This is a genomic window from Klebsiella sp. PL-2018 (assembly GCF_019048985.1).
GTDB classification, from domain to species: domain Bacteria; phylum Pseudomonadota; class Gammaproteobacteria; order Enterobacterales; family Enterobacteriaceae; genus Klebsiella; species Klebsiella michiganensis.
In genome coordinates this window covers 84,821-101,797 of the sequence record NZ_CP077675.1, presented here as the reverse complement: position 1 = coordinate 101,797, position 16,977 = coordinate 84,821, and the positions used below count along the sequence as shown (strand labels likewise).

Below are 16,977 nucleotides of genomic sequence, written 5' to 3'. Positions count from 1 at the left end.
TAGTGGCACACTGAATTTGGCCACCTGAGTAGAGGTGATATGCTCACCTCAACATCTTACAGGTGAACCAATGAGCAAAATATTTACTGCTGAATTTAAAGCCGAAGCGGCAAAACTGGTCCTTGATCAGAACTACACTCACGGTGAAGCGGCTAAAGCGATGAACCTCAGCCTCTCGCTGGGTTAAATCGTTACGTATGGAGCGCCAGGGGAAAACGCCCCCGGGGCTGCCTCTGACGCCTGAGCAGACGGAACTCAGGAAAATGAGAAAACAAATACAACGCCTTGAAATGGAAAATGAAATCCTAAAAAAGGCTACCGCGCTCTTGATGTCGGACTCCCTGAAAAGTTCACGATAATCGACAGTCTGAGGGCGCACTACCCGGTAGCGCCATTGTGCCGGCTGTTCGGTGTTCACCGAAGCAGTTATCGTTACATTCGTAAAAATGGCAGGGATTCTGACGCTGAGCGGGCCGTCAAACGGAGTCTCGTCAGTGAAGTCTGGAATGCCAGTGGTGGCTCTGCTGGCGCGAGAAGTATCGCCACGATGGTCAGCGGCCGGGGCGTCAGACTCGGGCGATGGCTTGCAGGTAAGCTAATGAAAGAGCTGGATATCGCCAGTTGTCAGGCCCCGGCGCATAAATACAAATGCGGCGGGAACGAACACGTTGAAATACCTAACCATCTCGACCGGCAGTTCGCGGTAACAGCGCCGGATCAGATCTGGTGCGGCGATGTGACCTATATCTGGACGGGAAAATGCTGGGCTTATCTGGCCGCCGTGCTGGATCTGTTCGCCCGTAAACCTGTGGGCTGGGCGATGTCGACGTCGCCGGACTCGGCCCTCACGGTCAAAGCGTTGCAGATGGCCTGGGAGCATCGGGGGAAGCCAACAGGAGTGATGTTCCACAGTGACCAGGGCAGTCACTATACCAGCCGCCAGTACCGGCAGGCTCTGTGGCGCTGTCGAATAAAGCAGAGCATGAGTCGACGCGGTAACTGCTGGGATAATGCCCCTATGGAACGGTTCTTCCGGAGCCTGAAGACCGAATGGGTGCCGACGAAGGGCTATAACAGCTTCAAAGAAGCTCAGAGCGCGATAATCCGCTACATCACGGGCTATTACAGTGCCATCCGGCCCCACTGGTATAACGGTGGGTTAACGCCAAATGAATCAGAGCGGCTGTTCCACGAACAGTCAGGTCGTGTGGCCAAAATTAGTTGACCACTACAACGTTCACCGAAACCTTCGGGGATATCTTTGCCGCCGACGCGGGCGATATCGACCTGCGGGACAGCATTCACAGTGACCGCATTCTGCTGGTCATGATACCGGCGATGGATACGTCCTCTCACACCACGTCCGCGCTGGGGCGCATGTTCGTCACCCAGCAGAGCATGATACTGGCCCGCGACCTCGGCTACCGACTTGAAGGGACCGACAGCGAAACGCTGGAAGTCAGGAAGTACAAGGGCCGCTTCCCGTACCTCTGCTTTCTGGATGAAGTCGGTGCCTACTACACCGACCGTATCGCGGTGGAAGCCACGCAGGTTCGCTCGCTGGAGTTTGCCCTCATCATGATGGCGCAGGACCAGGAGCGTATCGAGGAGCAGACGACCGCCAACAACACGGCAACACTGATGCAGAACGCCGGCACCAAAATCGCCGGGCGCGTGGTCAGCGATGAGAAGACGGCAAAAACGCTGAAAAGTGCGGCTGGCGAGGTGGCCCGTGCACAGATGGACAACCTTCAGCGTCAGGACGGGCTGCTCGGTGAAACCTGGACGGACGGTCGCCAGGTGAGCATCCGGATGGAGAGCAAAATCCGTATTGAAGAGCTGATACGGCTTCAGCAGGGCGAGCACTTCACGCTGTTCCAGGGCGATGCCGTCCCGTCAGCCTCGTTCTACATCCCCGACGAAGAGAAAAGCACCCCGCTACAGCCGCTGGTCATCAACCGCTACATCACGGTTGATGCGCCGCCCCTGATGCATCTTGCCCGTCTGGTCGACCGCACCGCCCGTCGCCGCCTCCCGGTACCGGAGAATGTCAGCGCGGTCACCGGCGTCCTGACGGAGAAACCGTCGCGCAGACGCAGGAAAGCACAGGATATCAGGGCCGTTATCGACACCTTCCAGAGCGCACTGGCGAACCGTCAGGCCGCGTGGACGCTGCTGGCGCGATTCGATACCAGCCCGGAGGCCAGAGAAGAAGACATCTGGAAAACGGCAAGGCAAATACTGCAGCACACGTCACGGGAAGACCGTCGGATACGCTACATCACGCTAAACGCTGCAGCAACAAACCCGGAACTGGAGGTAGCCGGGGTGAAGCAGGTCACGCTCCCGGAACCAAAATCGCCCGAAGAAACAAAAGAAAAAGCGAGTAGCCCGGACCCAGACCAGCATAAGCGAGGAATACCCGGAGCCAGTTTTCGTCCATAACCCTTGTTGCGGGATGCAGGCCATCCTGCGGCATTTCACATGCAGAAATCAGACAAGAGGATTGCCATCATGAATCGTTTACAGACACAACTCAAAAAGCGCCGTGCATTAACATCGCATCAGTAAAGTGTATTAGTTCAGACTCTAACTGACAGTTTGCGTAGACAAAATGCAACCACATCTGACGCTCTACCTTTGATCGATCAGCGGACGTTAGCGCTGCCCGCACATTAATCATAGCTAAGGTGTAATGACTACCAAAATGTTTAGGCCGACGTTATGACGCGAATTTTGCAGCTATCATTTCTGATGTAAGCTGTTTACCACCAACCACCCACTGCTCCGGTTCATGCTCGTCAATCCGAATCCATACCGAACTTCTAAATTCAGGAGCGCCTTTCCCCTCAATTTCGACAATGAGGTCAGTCATACGACGTAGAAGTTCATTTTTTTGGTCCGTGTTCATAATTCCTTTGATGGTTTGCACATTTACAAAGGGCATTGTATTCTCCTTAAATAGCTGAGTATTAAAATCACACTCAGATTAAGAGGCAAACGCATACATGTCAAAAAATTATTCATTGCCGTATTTATTACCTGAGCTTTGTGGGCTTGCTGCGACAGCAGAATTGCTTGGTGATCAGTGGGTCTTGTTGATTCTAAGAGAAGCGTTTTATGGGGTTACTCGTTTTGAAATTATACGTTCCCATACAAAGATCGCGAAACAAACATTGGCAAACCGATTAAAAAAAATGATTGAACTTGGCCTACTATGCAAAATTCCGTATCAGGACGATGGGGTTCGTGAGCGGTATGAATACGTTCTGACAGCTAAAAGTCGTAGCCTTGCTCCGATTCTTTTCTCCATGATGGAATGGGGGAATAAAAATATACTGCACGACAGCCCGCATATTGCTCTAACTGACAAAGAAAGTGGAGAAGTGCTGCATGGTGTTTTTGTCACAACTGGAGGTAGAATCGTTGAACCTGGAAACATTCAGATAATAGTGTATGAAAACCAACTCAGAAAAGGATTTTGACTGATCGTTAGCACTTTCTCTGAACCCAACCTTGGAACAAAACGGACTGTCTGCTTAGGTTATATGATGTACAGTAAAACGGCGGGGACAAATGGCGGATCTGGATTTTGTTATGCCTGTTGTCCTGAACGGTGAAATTATCGTGCTATGCCAGGGGGCCTCACCTTACTACTGAGCCAAAATCATCATGGAGACGGTGGCGTCCATCCCGGTCGTTCATCTTCAACCGGCCCGGCATGATACGTGCGCGGGTTGAGCATATCCTGGTATCTTTCTTCCTGCTCAATACGTAGTCTGTCCAGTGTCGGGCGGGCAACGCGATACTCAAGTCCATCACCGGCCGTCACGTTCCGCCAGGCCACCATTTTGGCGAACGCTGTGTTGAACGGCTCATCCTCCCCCTCGGGGCTCATCTCGACGCTATCGTTTCGACTGAATAAGACCGGGCTGGTTTTGACCAGCACATTTTTGAGCGTTTCATAGTCTTCATGATTACGGAACACCACGCGGTCCCCGTAATCACTGCAGATAAACTCCCCCGCCTGTTCATTCGTGAACTGTACACACCCGTTATGTTTCAGCGTTGCATGAAGCCCGGAATCAGGGAAATTATTGTAGGCCGGTTCACCGCCTGGCTCACAGATAACCACACACTGCGAATCTGTCGTCCGGCTGGCGGCAGGGTTTCTCCGCGAACGGTAATCCCATCCTCTCAGCTGCGATATCGCGGCTTTGTCCCCTTTCAGGGCCTCCCCCGCCACCCACTGCCGGAATGTCGGCGGATACCATTTCCCCGCGTCCACCAGAGTTAACCTTTCCTCCCTCACCGACTGTTTCAGTGCGATCAGCGCCTGCATTCGCTGCACTTCCGCAATATGATAATGCAGCTTTCTGACCAGCGGATCGCGGAACTGAACCCGTGCATGGGCTTTCTTCATCCGGCAGGCCTGATGAATTTCACCGCTGCGTTCACCATAGCGCAAATCAGGCTTACGCCAGCCTTCACGCCACAGTTCATAACGCGCCCGCAGGTCCTGACGGGCGGCAGCCCGCGCTTCGCGCCGCTGACGACGCAGTTCTGGATCGCGCTTCATGCTCGGAATATCCCGGTCACTGACGGCCCGCTCCGGATCGTATCGATGGGTGATCTGGACGCGTTCAAAAATATCTGCCGCCACCTCTTCAAAGGGTCCCGCATACGGTTCTGCCCGCGCCAGGGTTAAGTCAGGATGAACATGACTGGCCTTAACCCCCGTTAAACGGGGGTGATACGCATCCACGACCGCCAGCCCCTGATGCTGACGGCGAAGCAATAACCCCTGACGGGCCAGTAGCTCATGACATCCCTGCCAGGTAAATTGTCCATCGATGATGAGGTTATCCAGATCCAGACGGCAGTGAGAAGCCGCGTATCCCCACAGGCTTTCTTTGTCGGAGAAAATTTCCCGCTTGAGCGCACCGGCTGGGCCGGTGCCTGTACGCATTTTCAGCCAGCGCTCGTCCGTAGCAGGTGCTGGAACCAGCTCCCCGCCGGTATACTGTCGCGCTGGTTTAATCTGCTGAAAAATATCAGAAGGAACAGGTCGCCATCCTCCCTCGTAAGTGCTGAGGAGGGGCTTCGTCAACACAGGCCAGACATATTCAGCCCGCACTGGCGTGCGCCCCGGGGAGAACCCATCGCAGATAACCAGTCCGTCATTCTGCTCCTTCAGGAAAAGCCCTGACTGCGCAAGAAGTCCATGGATCATGCCGATACGTCTGCGTGACGGCTCCGCATCAATCCAGGCAAGCGACGACCGGAGATGTTCGGTGGCATACTCTGCCAGCGTCTGGTTGACCTGCATCACTTCCGGTCGTGTGATCGGCGGCACCCGGGTCAGGTCATAACGCCCGACGTCCGGGGTCTTCTGGAAGATATCCTGCGCAGGTGGCGTCCAGGCGCCCAGCCGCTGCGTGAGTCTGTCCAGTGACCAGGAAGGGCCGAATCCACTGAGGTCAACACCGGCACGGGTCTGCACCCAGCCGTCCTTCACTTCCAGCCGCCCTTCGGTCATCGCCAGATACAGCCCTTCACGCGCGAACCGTTGATGCAGGGATGTCCAGTCCGTCACAGGCGCTTCACGTAATCCCATTATCGCCGTGTCCGCAATATACGCCTGGAACGTCTGTGGCTTGCCCCGCGTCCAGCCGCTCTGACGGTTACGTTCTGCACCGGTGCGCCGCACGATGCGTTTGTCCGGGGCTATCACATAGCAGCCATTGTCCGGTGCAAAACCATGCTTCAGCTCAAGCTCCCGGCAGGCGCGGTTCAGCTTCTCCTTGCTCCAGGAAAGGCAATTGTAGTAGCCGGTTTCCGGATGCACACGATTGACCGCGACGTGGACGTGCAGGTTATCCGTGTCGGTATGCACGGCGGACATGTACTGGTGAGAAGACAATCCCAGCGCTTTCAGCGTATGGCGGACACTGTCGTAAATCTGCTCCGAGTGGGGGCTTTCATGTGACTGCCAGGAGAGGATGTAATGAAACACCGGGTCTGAATCATCGCCGCCGAAATGGGCTTTATCTGCCGTATACGCCATATCCTGCGCCGCTGTCTCAAGCGACGAGCAGTTATGGAAGCACGTGACGCCATAGAAATTTATCCATTCGCAGCCATCCTTCATCGTGTCGACCAGTTCGACAAAGGCCCCTTCCCGCAGGCGGGTGGCGTAATCAACCAGACGGCTAAAACGGTTCCGGTGCGGAGCATTGCGGCCCTTTTCCACCACCGCTTTCAGGTCATCATCGACCACATCATCCCTGACGGCGACGTAGGACACCAGGTCTTCAAAAGAAGACTTTCCGTCCTGACGCTTTGGTGGGATGACAGGTATCATTGCCGTGTGTTTACTTTTCCATAAGCTGATTTCTCAGCGTGGTTGTCAGTTCAGTGATGGCGACAAGTACGCTGGCATACTCTTTGTCCCCGGTACGTTTCCCTTCCACAAACAGGTGCTTCTGCATCCTTCCCAGCCGCATTAACTCCATTAAAAACGTGTCATCGATTCGGGCATTGACCTGTTTTTCCAGCGCAGCCTTTCTGAGATATGTGGAGACGGGCATGCCTGATTTTTCGGCCTTTTGTCGGATGTCATTATCTTCTGACGACGAGAGCCTGAGTGTTCTCACAACGGTCTTTTGCCGGGTCTCACTTTTCTTTTTTTTTGACACATCACTCATACTGAACTCCACGCTGGGGTGTCGGGGCAAAGCCCTGACCAGAGGGTAATTTAATGCTGTTGCGTGCGACGGTATTACAATTACACATCCTGTCCTCTTCTAAACAGCATTATACGCGTTGGATTTGTCGCAGCACAACGTTAAGTTGACGGATCGGCACTGCCTCGAATGTGGGATTTATGCTATGTTTTGTCTGCTGAGTTAAATTTACACCCGGAGGAAGCATGGTTCGTAAACGCTGGTATTCAGATGACGACATTGAACTGGCAAAAACAGCACTGTCAGAATTGCCCGATTTGTCCACACAGCGAAAATCATTACCGGATTTTCTGGCGGCAATTTCTGATGACATTCAGGCACTGGTGAAAACGAAGGGATACAGTGTGGCGGACATTAAAAGTACACTGGCAACGGCAGGATATGACATCGGAGAAAAGGCTATCAGGGAAATGCTTCAGAAGAATTCACGCGGTACTGGCGCAAAAAACAAGACATCACCAAAAAAAACCGGGGCGGCATAAGCGCGGAAAGCAGGCTGTAGTGGTCAACTAATTTTGGCCACACGACCTGACTGTTCGTGGAACAGCCGCTCTGATTCATTTGGCGTTAACCCACCGTTATACCAGTGGGGCCGGATGGCACTGTAATAGCCCGTGATGTAGCGGATTATCGCGCTCTGAGCTTCTTTGAAGCTGTTATAGCCCTTCGTCGGCACCCATTCGGTCTTCAGGCTCCGGAAGAACCGTTCCATAGGGGCATTATCCCAGCAGTTACCGCGTCGACTCATGCTCTGCTTTATTCGACAGCGCCACAGAGCCTGCCGGTACTGGCGGCTGGTATAGTGACTGCCCTGGTCACTGTGGAACATCACTCCTGTTGGCTTCCCCCGATGCTCCCAGGCCATCTGCAACGCTTTGACCGTGAGGGCCGAGTCCGGCGACGTCGACATCGCCCAGCCCACAGATTTACGGGCGAACAGATCCAGCACGACGGCCAGATAAGCCCAGCATTTTCCCGTCCAGATATAGGTCACATCGCCGCACCAGCTCTGATCCGGCGCTGTTACCGCGAACTGCCGGTCGAGATGGTTAGGTATTTCAACGTGTTCGTTCCCGCCGCATTTGTATTTATGCGCCGGGGCCTGACAACTGGCGATATCCAGCTCTTTCATTAGCTTACCTGCAAGCCATCGCCCGAGTCTGACGCCCCGGCCGCTGACCATCGTGGCGATACTTCTCGCGCCAGCAGAGCCACCACTGGCATTCCAGACTTCACTGACGAGACTCCGTTTGACGGCCCGCTCAGCGTCAGAATCCCTGCCATTTTTACGAATGTAACGATAACTGCTTCGGTGAACACCGAACAGCCGGCACAATGGCGCTACCGGGTAGTGCGCCCTCAGACTGTCGATTATCGTGAACTTTTCAGGGAGTCCGACATCAAGAGCGCGGTAGCCTTTTTTAGGATTTCATTTTCCATTTCAAGGCGTTGTATTTGTTTTCTCATTTTCCTGAGTTCCGTCTGCTCAGGCGTCAGAGGCAGCCCCGGGGGCGTTTTCCCCTGGCGCTCCATACGTAACGATTTAACCCAGCGAGAGGCTGAGGTTCATCGCTTTAGCCGCTTCACCGTGAGTGTAGTTCTGATCAAGGACCAGTTTTGCCGCTTCGGCTTTAAATTCAGCAGTAAATATTTTGCTCATTGGTTCACCTGTAAGATGTTGAGGTGAGCATATCACCTCTACTCAGGTGGCCAAATTCAGTGTGCCACTACACTTTGCCTGAGATAAGCAGCATGACAGAGTTAAAGGTGGCAGTGGCGGCGCGTCAGCGCAGCAACGCCACCGGGCCGCAGGCGGTTTTGGGGCAGAATTATCGGAAGGTCAGAACCACGCCAGGGTGGCATAGTCCTGGGGATAATCGAAAACCGCACCATTGCTGGCGCGGTCTGTGGGGTTAGTGCTTCAGAGATTCGATTTTTTCAATCGGCAATCCGGTAATGCGCGAGACTGCATCAGGCGAGAAATTCTCTTGGAGCATAGTCCGCGCGATATTCTCGGCGGCTTCCTGGCTGCCCTTCTGGATGCCCTTCTGCTCGCCCTGCTCAATCAGTTGTTCGGCCCACGTCATCAGTTCCCCCTCGCGCTGTGGCGCTTTGTGTCTGAGTTCTTCAATAAACAGGCGAACATCTGTTTTATCCTGCCCGTTCCAGAAAATATAGTGCATTATTGCGTTGAATTGCTCCCCTGTCAGCAGGGGTTTCAGTATCAGTCGCGCGATTTCGTCAATAAACTCCATCATGTCACGGGTGCGGATATGCTTCATCACCAGTGACAGCAGCGCCACGCTCCTGTGCTGCATCAGTTCTTCATCCGGTATCACCGTCACATCGGCCAGCGGAAAATCGCGGCTGTAGACTTCCCGCGCCAGTTCCGGCTGGTCAAAACAGTCCAGCCAGTTCATCGGGTACGGATGCGGCGACGGTTGCCCCGCGTAGAATAACAGCGGTATCACTACCGGCACCGTTTTACTCTTGTGCTGCTTGATATGCTGCTGCATCGCGGCGATGGCGTAACGCATCAGCCGGAAGGCAATGAGTTCATCGGCGCTGCTCTGGTGCTCCACGGTCACGTATATGTAGCCGCTTTCGCCGCCGTCGATGTTCACCCGGTACAGAATATCGCTGTAGTACGCTTTCAGGTCTGGCTCGATGAACGAACCCGGCTGTAGTTGCAGCGTGTTCAGGTCGCAGCGCTCGCGCCACTGTGCCGGAAGATGCACGTCCAGCAGGTCGCGCATCGCGGCAGGGTCGCTCATCACGGCCTTGAATACCCGGTCATGATGGCTGATTTTGTGTTGCTTCTTCTCTGGCATGGTTCGCCTCTCTCTGCGTTCTGCCGTCAGGGTAACAGAAAGCGGGGTTTCCCGCTTTCTGCCCGTACTGTCAGACAACCGGCGGCAGCGCCCCCGGATAGTGCCGCGCGATGATGTCGTTCACCTTTTCCACCAGGTCAGGGCGGGTAAACGTGATATGCGCGGAGCCTTTTTTGTAGGCGCAGATCGTGAAATACTCGCACGTAAACACCTCGCCAACGCTCGCCGCGCCGCCACGACTGATAAATTCATCCAGCCGCGCTCCCTCTGACACACGAAAATCAGGCACGTTCTTACCGTCCAGAACCCAGAACGCGCGCGCCAGATCGTTGATCCGGTTTTGTGCATACGTGCGCACGGAAAAGTACAGCCCGCGATGATTATCAAGTACGCTGTCAATGATGATGCGCTTACCGAGTAAACACGGGTTATGCGTTTTGTAGTCCCATGACAGGTTACGGAAGACGTCGATCACACCCTTCTCAAACGTCTCTCCCTTGCTGGCGTTAAGCTGGCGGAAGGTGGCGATCACGTTATCAAGCGTAATTTCAGGACAGTCATCACTGTATAACTGCGTGTCCCACTCCTTGCGCTGTGCCTCGCTCATGAGCGTAAACATGCCCGTGTCATTCATCAGGCGTTGCCAGACGTCACGATCGGCATGGCGGCACAAGCTGCGGCGGATCGCGGCGTTGCGTGTTTCGCTGCGGTCGCTGCACAAACTGTTTTCGACAATCTGCGCCAGTCCGGCAAACCAGCTACGCCCCGACGCGTCCGCCAGTGCGGCTTGTCCCTGACGTATCAACTCGATGCCCTCCAGAATCGCCGTCACGCCGCTGTTACGCTGCGCGACAATGCGATCTACCGGAACCGAGGGAATTACCTCCCCTGCGCCCTCATGGGGGTTAAGGTCAACGGTCATCGCCTGTGCTGTGGCCTGTGTCATATTCTTTCCCTTCCTGCTGTTGCCGCTCCTTTCGGAGCGGCGCACCTTGTTAGTTAAATGCGCGTTTCAGTTCCAGCGTGCGGAGCACCTGACCAAAATCAGCGTTTTTCATAGCGGGAATACGCACCCCGCGCCCCTTGCGGATACTCTTAGCGATTTGCCGCCCGAACGCTTTTAGCGAGGGGTCAATCAGCGGTGCGGGGATATCATCGCGATGGATGCGGGTATGACGGCAGGGCTTTACAGCCTCATCGGAAGGTGTGACAATAATCGGCGTCATTTGATGACTCCTTTTCTGAGTTCTAAACAGCCGCAAAAACCGTTACCGCGATTTTTACGGCGTGATTTAAGCAGGGTTTACCCTGCTTTTTTCATCTCTGCGCGTTGTGCTCTGCTTCTTCTGCCTCCTTTTGCACTTTGTCGGTAATGTCTTCGGGGTCGCCTAAAAACCAGCCGCGAACGGGTTTGTAACGTTCAGTGAACGCCTTTATCGCCCCCTTTCCGGTCATGGCCTTTACGCGGGTAAACATCGGAATGACGCCCTTTGCATCGCATCCGGTAAACGTAATCTGATAAACACGCATCGCCTGTGTCTGCATTTCGCTTTCTCCTGTTTGCATCGGGAGCCGTGTGTTGACCTTTTGGGTCTGTCTGCCGTGCTTTTCTGGGTTTTGAACCTCACCCGTTTGAGAACCTTCGCCGCAAAGGGAAAGAACGGACACGGCCCGGTGCAGGTGTCCGGTACGGCGACGACATTATTTGCCGGGTTTTCGGCAAAAATGTGGGCGGCGAGTGTCAGCGGTACTGGACAGCCAGGCGGGTTGTGGCGGGATATTCCCGGGCGAAGGGGCTTAAACGGTGAAAGGGCGCACGGAACAGCAGGGCAGGCACCCCGGCAACGACGGAGCGCGGCGAGCGAAACGGCGTTGCGCCTTACGTCCCGGCGCTTTTTGCCGGGATGCGACAAGCGCAGGTCACGGCGCGGAAAGGGGCGGCGACGCCGCTGGCGGCGTCTGCAAGCCTGCCCTTGCGTCAGGATGGAAACCCGCTGCCCGGCGGTTTACCGCAGGGCCGGGCGGAGACAGCGAAGCTGGCTCAGTGCGAAGCATGACAGCCGACAGGACGCCCGGCTGTGGTTTTTTACGGGGGAGTGGAAACAAAAAATCCACATCCACCGCCAGAACAGTATTAATACCGACAGCAGCACTATCAGCACTATCAGCACTATCAGCACTATCAGCACTATCAGCAGCAAAATTACCCACACCAGGAACAAAATCCCCCACACGCACTGAACAATGCCCCTTTCAACTCACACACCACCGTGTCGCGTAAGCGGTGCGACAGCACCGCCTTCGCGGTGCCGCAGGCATCCCGGGGTTTTCGGCGGGCTGACAGGCGGCCTCCACCGCCGTGTCGTTACCGGCTCCGCTTCAGCACTGCCGGATATACTGGCCCCCGATATACAGCGCGGGCTGATGTTTCAGGTACTCGCAAATCTCATCCAGCACCTGCGCGGTCGTGAGGGGAGAGAGTCCGGCCTCTTTACGCCCCGCATTAATCATCTGCCGGTAGTGGCGCAAAACGTCGCGGCTGTAGGGTGTGAGTGTCATATGTCCTCCGGTATCTGGCGGGGCTGCGCCCCGCCCTGTGGGTTAAGCACCAAACACGTAGCCATCAACCAGTGTCAGGTCACCCAGGAACAGGTCACGCCCGTAGGCGGAATAATCAAAATAGTCGCGCATGTCTTCCGGCATCCCGTCCAGCAGACCGTGCTCCTCGACGTAGTTCATCGCGTACGCTTCCTCGCAGGTGGTTTCCCCGCGGTACGCATTATCGAAATCATCAAAGTCAGTGTTGCCCGTCAGTTCAGTCCAGACCACATAGGCCCCCGCCTTTCCGGCCTCGCTGGCCTCCCTGAAGCCCTCAACAAAAGACCAGTCAACAGAACATTCCGACGCGAACGCATCAGGGATACCCTCGATATCCTGGAACATCAGTTCGGGGTCGGGTTCGTTTGCATGAAGGGCGCGACAGGCGGCGTAAAAACTGGCCTCGTCGTCGTAATCGGTGAGCGTAAGCCATGCACCGGCAATGCTCCCGCAGTTGTATTTGTGGTACGTGCCGACATACACGGCAGGCTGTGTCACGGTGGTGGTGGTGTTCATCGCGGTATCCTCGCAGTCAGAGTGAACGGAACCGGCTTTCGCCGTGCCGACACAACAACCCGACGAACAGCGAAAAATACCAGGGCGCACCCGCAGGCCGTCAGCCGGAAAACGCGGAGGCTGGCCGCACGGTTATCCTGCGAAAACTGAGCGGGATAACGACGGCAGGACAGGCGAGGAGCATCAGACCATCACGGCGGACGGGCGAGGACGGCGGCGACAGCGCACCCTTGTATTTTTTGCGGTCGGGTTAGCGTGAAGGCACGGCGAATGCCGCAGGCGCACGGAGCGGGCAGGCTGAAGAGGGTAAAGGGGCGCGAGCGCCCCGGGAGAAAGCGGAGCCGCTGCGGGACGCAGGCGACATCCGTATTGTGCGGATTTACTGCCCGGTGTCGGGCTTTTCGTCCGGCTTCAGGTACACCGGGTCACTGCCCCGTGGCAGCGTGGTGCTGATGTTGCGGTAGTGTGCGAGCCGCTCCTGAAACAAAGGCCACTGACTCGGCGGGAACTGGCGCATCTCCATTTCCAGCACCACGGGCTTGCCCATACGCTCCAGATACGCCACGGCGGCTACCGCTTTGTCCATATCCACCTGCTTTCGTTCCTCGTCCGGCAGCTGCGCCAGATTCCATTTCGACATTCAGTCTTCCGCCTTCCGCTGCCTTGCCGGGACGGTGAACAACACCGAACCCTCAAGGTAATGCACCACCCTGACAACCCTGCGCAGACCTTCTCCCGCACGGCGGGGTTTTATCTCGTCGCCCACGGACACCGGGTTATGAAAACGTGCGGTGTGTTCTTCATCCCACACCGGAGCCAGCCCGTCCTCTGCAACCACATAGCGATACCGCTTACAAAAGATACCCACTGCTTTTTCCTCTCCCTGTTTTTATGCTGCACTCACCGCAACACACTGAATACTATGCCACATTCTGCCACCGTGCAGACGGAGTATGATGATATCCTCCCGCCCATCGCGCTGCCTGTATTACCGCCAGACCCGGCTGGCACTCCTGCCACTGCGCGAGCATCTCCGCAAGGTCGTCCGGGCTGACCCGGTGCAGCCAGTGCTTCACCTCCCCCCGCAGGGTGTGCGGTGACGCAGAACAGATGGCGACAGCCGCGCGGGCGGCTTCCTCCTGACGGTACTGTCGCGCCACCACACTGCGTTTTTCCGGTCGGTGTGCGCAGGTGTGGTACGGCAGCCGGTTATGCGTGACCGGTCTCTCCGGCAGCAGCACTCCGGGAAACAGCATCAGGCGCTCCGCATCCGTCAGCGGGCTGAGACAGAGTTTCCCCTGGCTGGCGAAGGCCACGGAGAGGGCGTATTTCCACGCCACAACGGGGTTTTCGCTACGCACCAGGCGAACAGGCGGCACGGGTTTACCGCCTGACCGCCCCGCAAGGCGGCGGACGCAGGCCGCGAGCCATATCACCATGTCACCGCCTCCCCGAGTTCATCAGCTATCGCGTGCGCACTGCGCCCGTCACGCAGCATCGCGTCCACCTGCTCCAGCAGGTCAGACAGGCTATCGGGATAAAATTCGGCGGCGGCATGCAGCACCCGTACCCGCTGCGCCGGATGCGCCTGTATCACGAGTACCCATAGCGGGCTGACGTCACCCGGACTGCATAAACTGAGCGTCAGCGGTTTATTGAGGTCAGGCGTCAGGCGGCAGTGAACCGGAAAAATTCCGCCAAACTCGCTTTGCCATTCTCCGGCAATATGCCAGTTAAAGGGGATGTTCAGGTCAGCTATCACGCAGTCGGTCATGCGCTGGCGCTCCGGCAGACCACGGTCGCGCAGGGCTTCCAGTTCATCGGGAGTCATCTGGTTGAGGGCTTCGGTAGAAAACAGAATATTCATGGCAGATTCCTTACAGCCAGCCCCGCAGGGCTGGCGCTGGTTTATTATTATTCGCCGTCAGGCGGCCTGTTCCGCGTTCGGGGCGGCATCATTTGCTGCATCATTTGCGGCTTCGTCTGTCGCTGAGGTGTTTTCCGCAGCCGCCGTAACAACTTCGCGGCGCACCATCCAGTCAGGCAGCCAGTTCAGGGCGGCAGCTTCCCGTTCGACTCGGGCGGCGGCAGTGTCTTTCTTCATATCCAGCACCTCCCGCGCCGCTGTTTCATTCCCCATCTCTGCCAGTGTCGCAGAAAGCTGTTTTTTGTTCAGCTTGCGGAAATAACTGTCGGCGGTCGGTGTCCACCATTCGCGCAGGTCAAAGTCCATCGCCGCTTCCACGCGGTGTAGTGGCACACTGAATTTGGCCACCTGAGTAGAGGTGATATGCTCACCTCAACATCTTACAGGTGAACCAATGAGCAAAATATTTACTGCTGAATTTAAAGCCGAAGCGGCAAAACTGGTTCTTGATCAGAACTACACTCACGGTGAAGCGGCTAAAGCGATGAACGTCAGCCTCTCCGCCATCAACCGCTGGGTTAAATCGTTACGTATGGAGCGCCAGGGGAAAACGCCCCCGGGGCTGCCTCTGACGCCTGAGCAGACGGAACTCAGGGAAATGAGAAAACAAATACAACGCCTTGAAATGGAAAATGAAATCCTAAAAAAGGCTACCGCGCTCTTGATGTCGGACTCCCTGAAAAGTTCACGATAATCGACAGTCTGAGGGCGCACTACCCGGTAGCGCCATTGTGCCGGCTGTTCGGTGTTCACCGAAGCAGTTATCGTTACATTCGTAAAAATGGCAGGGATTCTGACGCTGAGCGGGCCATCAAACGGAGTCTCGTCAGTGAAGTCTGGAATGCCAGTGGTGGCTCTGCTGGCGCGAGAAGTATCGCCACGATGGTCAGCGGCCGGGGCGTCAGACTCGGGCGATGGCTTGCAGGTAAGCTGATGAAAGAGCTGGATATCGCCAGTTGTCAGGCCCCGGCGCATAAATACAAACGCGGCGGGAACGAACACGTTGAAATACCTAACCATCTCGACCGGCAGTTCGCGGTAACAGCGCCGGATCAGAGCTGGTGCGGCGATGTGACCTATATCTGGACGGGAAAATGCTGGGCTTATCTGGCCGTCGTGCTGGAGCTGTTCGCCCGTAAACCTGTGGGCTGGGCGATGTCGACGTCGCCGGACTCGGCCCTCACGGTCAAAGCGTTGCAGATGGCCTGGGAGCATCGGGGGAAGCCAACAGGAGTGATGTTCCACAGTGACCAGGGCAGTCACTATACCAGCCGCCAGTACCGGCAGGCTCTGTGGCGCTGTCGAATAAAGCAGAGCATGAGTCGACGCGGTAACTGCTGGGATAATGCCCCTATGGAACGGTTCTTCCGGAGCCTGAAGACCGAATGGGTGCCGACGAAGGGCTATAACAGCTTCAAAGAAGCTCAGAGCGCGATAATCCGCTACATCACGGGCTATTACAGTGCCATCCGGCCCCACTGGTATAACGGTGGGTTAACGCCAAATGAATCAGAGCGACTGTTCCACGAACAGTCAGGTCGTGTGGCCAAAATTAGTTGACCACTACAGGTCAGCGGCCGGGGCGTCAGACTCGGGCGATGGCTTGCAGGTAAGCTGATGAAAGAGCTGGATATCGCCAGTTGTCAGGCCCCGGCGCATAAATACAAACGCGGCGGGAACGAACACGTTGAAATACCTAACCATCTCGACCGGCAGTTCGCGGTAACAGCGCCGGATCAGATCTGGTGCGGCGATGTGACCTATATCTGGACGGGAAAATGCTGGGCTTATCTGGCCGCCGTGCTGGATCTGTTCGCCCGTAAACCTGTGGGCTGGGCGATGTCGACGTCGCCGGACTCGGCCCTCACGGTCAAAGCGTTGCAGATGGCCTGGGAGCATCGGGGGAAGCCAACAGGAGTGATGTTCCACAGTGACCAGGGCAGTCACTATACCAGCCGCCAGTACCGGCAGGCTCTGTGGCGCTGTCGAATAAAGCAGAGCATGAGTCGACGCGGTAACTGCTGGGATAATGCCCCTATGGAACGGTTCTTCCGGAGCCTGAAGACCGAATGGGTGCCGACGAAGGGCTATAACAGCTTCAAAGAAGCTCAGAGCGCGATAATCCGCTACATCACGGGCTATTACAGTGCCATCCGGCCCCACTGGTATAACGGTGGGTTAACGCCAAATGAATCAGAGCGGCTGTTCCACGAACAGTCAGGTCGTGTGGCCAAAATTAGTTGACCACTACAAACATCGTGCTGAGCCCCGGACAAGCCCATGAAAGCCAGTTCGTGTGGCCAAAATTAGTTGACCACTACACTCCCCAAGGGAATACCGGCGGCAGCGGGCATCGTTA

The 16,977-nt window shown here is 56.0% G+C and carries 18 protein-coding genes and 4 pseudogenes; 7 read left to right on the top strand and 15 right to left on the bottom strand.

Annotated features, from left to right (window positions below):
- The first annotated feature begins 70 nt into the window (after positions 1 to 70).
- Both MKleb_RS28910 and MKleb_RS28905 read left to right on the top strand, forming a co-directional pair.
- A pseudogene (locus MKleb_RS28910) lies at positions 71 to 1,225 on the top strand (IS3 family transposase).
- Positions 1,225 to 2,518: pseudogene (locus MKleb_RS28905) on the top strand (TraM recognition domain-containing protein); the annotation flags it as partial. The pseudogenes MKleb_RS28910 and MKleb_RS28905, both read left to right, overlap by 1 nt.
- Positions 2,519 to 2,722: 204 nt before the next feature.
- On the opposite strand, the gene MKleb_RS28900 reads toward MKleb_RS28905, so the two are convergent.
- Entirely contained in the window at positions 2,723 to 2,947 is a 225-nt protein-coding gene (locus tag MKleb_RS28900) for a tautomerase family protein (RefSeq protein WP_217077019.1), read from the bottom strand.
- A 61-nt stretch (positions 2,948 to 3,008) separates the two neighbouring features.
- Here MKleb_RS28900 and MKleb_RS28895 point away from each other — a divergent pair, with 61 nt between their 5' ends.
- A complete protein-coding gene (locus tag MKleb_RS28895) occupies positions 3,009 to 3,485 on the top strand; it encodes a winged helix-turn-helix transcriptional regulator (RefSeq protein ID WP_217077017.1) in 477 nt (158 codons plus the stop codon).
- Positions 3,486 to 3,670: 185 nt separating this feature from the next.
- On the opposite strand, the gene MKleb_RS28890 is transcribed toward MKleb_RS28895, so the two are convergent.
- Together MKleb_RS28890 and mobA are read right to left on the bottom strand one after the other, a co-directional pair.
- Positions 3,671 to 6,364 (bottom strand): relaxase/mobilization nuclease domain-containing protein, encoded by a 2,694-nt coding sequence (locus MKleb_RS28890; protein WP_217077015.1) that lies wholly within the window; start codon positions 6,362 to 6,364, stop codon positions 3,671 to 3,673.
- Between the two features lie 10 nt (positions 6,365 to 6,374).
- Positions 6,375 to 6,707 (bottom strand): plasmid mobilization protein MobA, encoded by a 333-nt coding sequence (gene mobA / locus MKleb_RS28885; RefSeq protein ID WP_217077014.1) that lies wholly within the window; start codon positions 6,705 to 6,707, stop codon positions 6,375 to 6,377.
- Between the two features lie 224 nt (positions 6,708 to 6,931).
- Here mobA and MKleb_RS28880 point away from each other — a divergent pair, with 224 nt between their 5' ends.
- Positions 6,932 to 7,228, top strand: coding sequence for a molybdopterin-guanine dinucleotide biosynthesis protein MobC (locus tag MKleb_RS28880; RefSeq protein WP_217077013.1), 297 nt, complete (start codon positions 6,932 to 6,934; stop codon positions 7,226 to 7,228).
- Between the two features lie 23 nt (positions 7,229 to 7,251).
- Here the strand turns inward: MKleb_RS28880 and MKleb_RS28875 are convergent.
- From MKleb_RS28875 to MKleb_RS28855, 5 genes and pseudogenes are all read right to left on the bottom strand, one after another.
- Positions 7,252 to 8,406, bottom strand: a pseudogene (locus MKleb_RS28875) (IS3 family transposase).
- A 253-nt stretch (positions 8,407 to 8,659) separates the two neighbouring features.
- On the bottom strand, positions 8,660 to 9,577 hold the full coding sequence (locus tag MKleb_RS28870) for an Rpn family recombination-promoting nuclease/putative transposase (protein ID WP_217077012.1): 918 nt from the start codon (positions 9,575 to 9,577) through the stop codon (positions 8,660 to 8,662).
- 70 nt (positions 9,578 to 9,647) lie between these two features.
- Positions 9,648 to 10,523, bottom strand: coding sequence for a DUF4942 domain-containing protein (locus tag MKleb_RS28865; protein WP_228740823.1), 876 nt, complete (start codon positions 10,521 to 10,523; stop codon positions 9,648 to 9,650).
- Between the two features lie 49 nt (positions 10,524 to 10,572).
- Positions 10,573 to 10,803, bottom strand: a complete 231-nt coding sequence (locus MKleb_RS28860; RefSeq protein WP_217077011.1) for a hypothetical protein — start codon at positions 10,801 to 10,803, stop codon at positions 10,573 to 10,575.
- Positions 10,804 to 10,894: 91 nt separating this feature from the next.
- Entirely contained in the window at positions 10,895 to 11,122 is a 228-nt protein-coding gene (locus MKleb_RS28855; protein ID WP_217077082.1) for a hypothetical protein, read from the bottom strand.
- A gap of 359 nt (positions 11,123 to 11,481) precedes the next feature.
- On the opposite strand from MKleb_RS28855, the gene MKleb_RS28850 reads away from it, so the two are divergent.
- A complete protein-coding gene (locus MKleb_RS28850) occupies positions 11,482 to 11,634 on the top strand; it encodes a hypothetical protein (protein WP_217077010.1) in 153 nt (50 codons plus the stop codon).
- Between the two features lie 322 nt (positions 11,635 to 11,956).
- Here the strand turns inward: MKleb_RS28850 and MKleb_RS28845 are convergent, their stop codons facing one another.
- From MKleb_RS28845 to MKleb_RS28815, 7 genes are all read right to left on the bottom strand, one after another.
- A complete protein-coding gene (locus tag MKleb_RS28845; protein WP_217077009.1) occupies positions 11,957 to 12,136 on the bottom strand; it encodes an ARMH3 family protein in 180 nt (59 codons plus the stop codon).
- A 42-nt stretch (positions 12,137 to 12,178) separates the two neighbouring features.
- Positions 12,179 to 12,691 carry an antirestriction protein ArdA gene (locus MKleb_RS28840; protein ID WP_217077007.1) on the bottom strand — a complete coding sequence of 171 codons (513 nt, stop codon included), beginning with the start codon at positions 12,689 to 12,691 and terminating at the stop codon, positions 12,179 to 12,181.
- Between the two features lie 379 nt (positions 12,692 to 13,070).
- Positions 13,071 to 13,331 (bottom strand): DNA polymerase III subunit theta, encoded by a 261-nt coding sequence (locus MKleb_RS28835; protein WP_217077005.1) that lies wholly within the window; start codon positions 13,329 to 13,331, stop codon positions 13,071 to 13,073.
- Positions 13,332 to 13,559, bottom strand: a complete 228-nt coding sequence (locus MKleb_RS28830) for a hypothetical protein (protein ID WP_217077004.1) — start codon at positions 13,557 to 13,559, stop codon at positions 13,332 to 13,334.
- 52 nt (positions 13,560 to 13,611) lie between these two features.
- Complete coding sequence (locus tag MKleb_RS28825; protein ID WP_217077003.1) at positions 13,612 to 14,130, bottom strand: plasmid SOS inhibition protein A; 519 nt, start codon at positions 14,128 to 14,130, stop codon at positions 13,612 to 13,614.
- A complete protein-coding gene (gene psiB, locus MKleb_RS28820; protein ID WP_217077002.1) occupies positions 14,124 to 14,558 on the bottom strand; it encodes a conjugation system SOS inhibitor PsiB in 435 nt (144 codons plus the stop codon). The genes MKleb_RS28825 and psiB overlap by 7 nt, the downstream gene beginning before the upstream one ends.
- A gap of 57 nt (positions 14,559 to 14,615) precedes the next feature.
- Complete coding sequence (locus MKleb_RS28815) at positions 14,616 to 14,924, bottom strand: hypothetical protein (RefSeq protein WP_217077001.1); 309 nt, start codon at positions 14,922 to 14,924, stop codon at positions 14,616 to 14,618.
- Positions 14,925 to 15,012: 88 nt separating this feature from the next.
- Between MKleb_RS28815 and MKleb_RS28810 the strand changes: the two genes are divergently transcribed.
- Together MKleb_RS28810 and MKleb_RS28805 are read left to right on the top strand one after the other, a co-directional pair.
- Positions 15,013 to 16,178 (top strand): IS3 family transposase gene (locus MKleb_RS28810; protein ID WP_217077000.1). Its coding sequence is split into 2 segments (ribosomal slippage): positions 15,013 to 15,268 and positions 15,268 to 16,178, totalling 1,167 coding nucleotides; the frame shifts between segments, so codons are not numbered across the junction.
- Positions 16,179 to 16,187: 9 nt separating this feature from the next.
- Positions 16,188 to 16,862 (top strand): annotated as a pseudogene (locus MKleb_RS28805) (IS3 family transposase); the annotation flags it as partial.
- Positions 16,863 to 16,977: the final 115 nt, after the last annotated feature.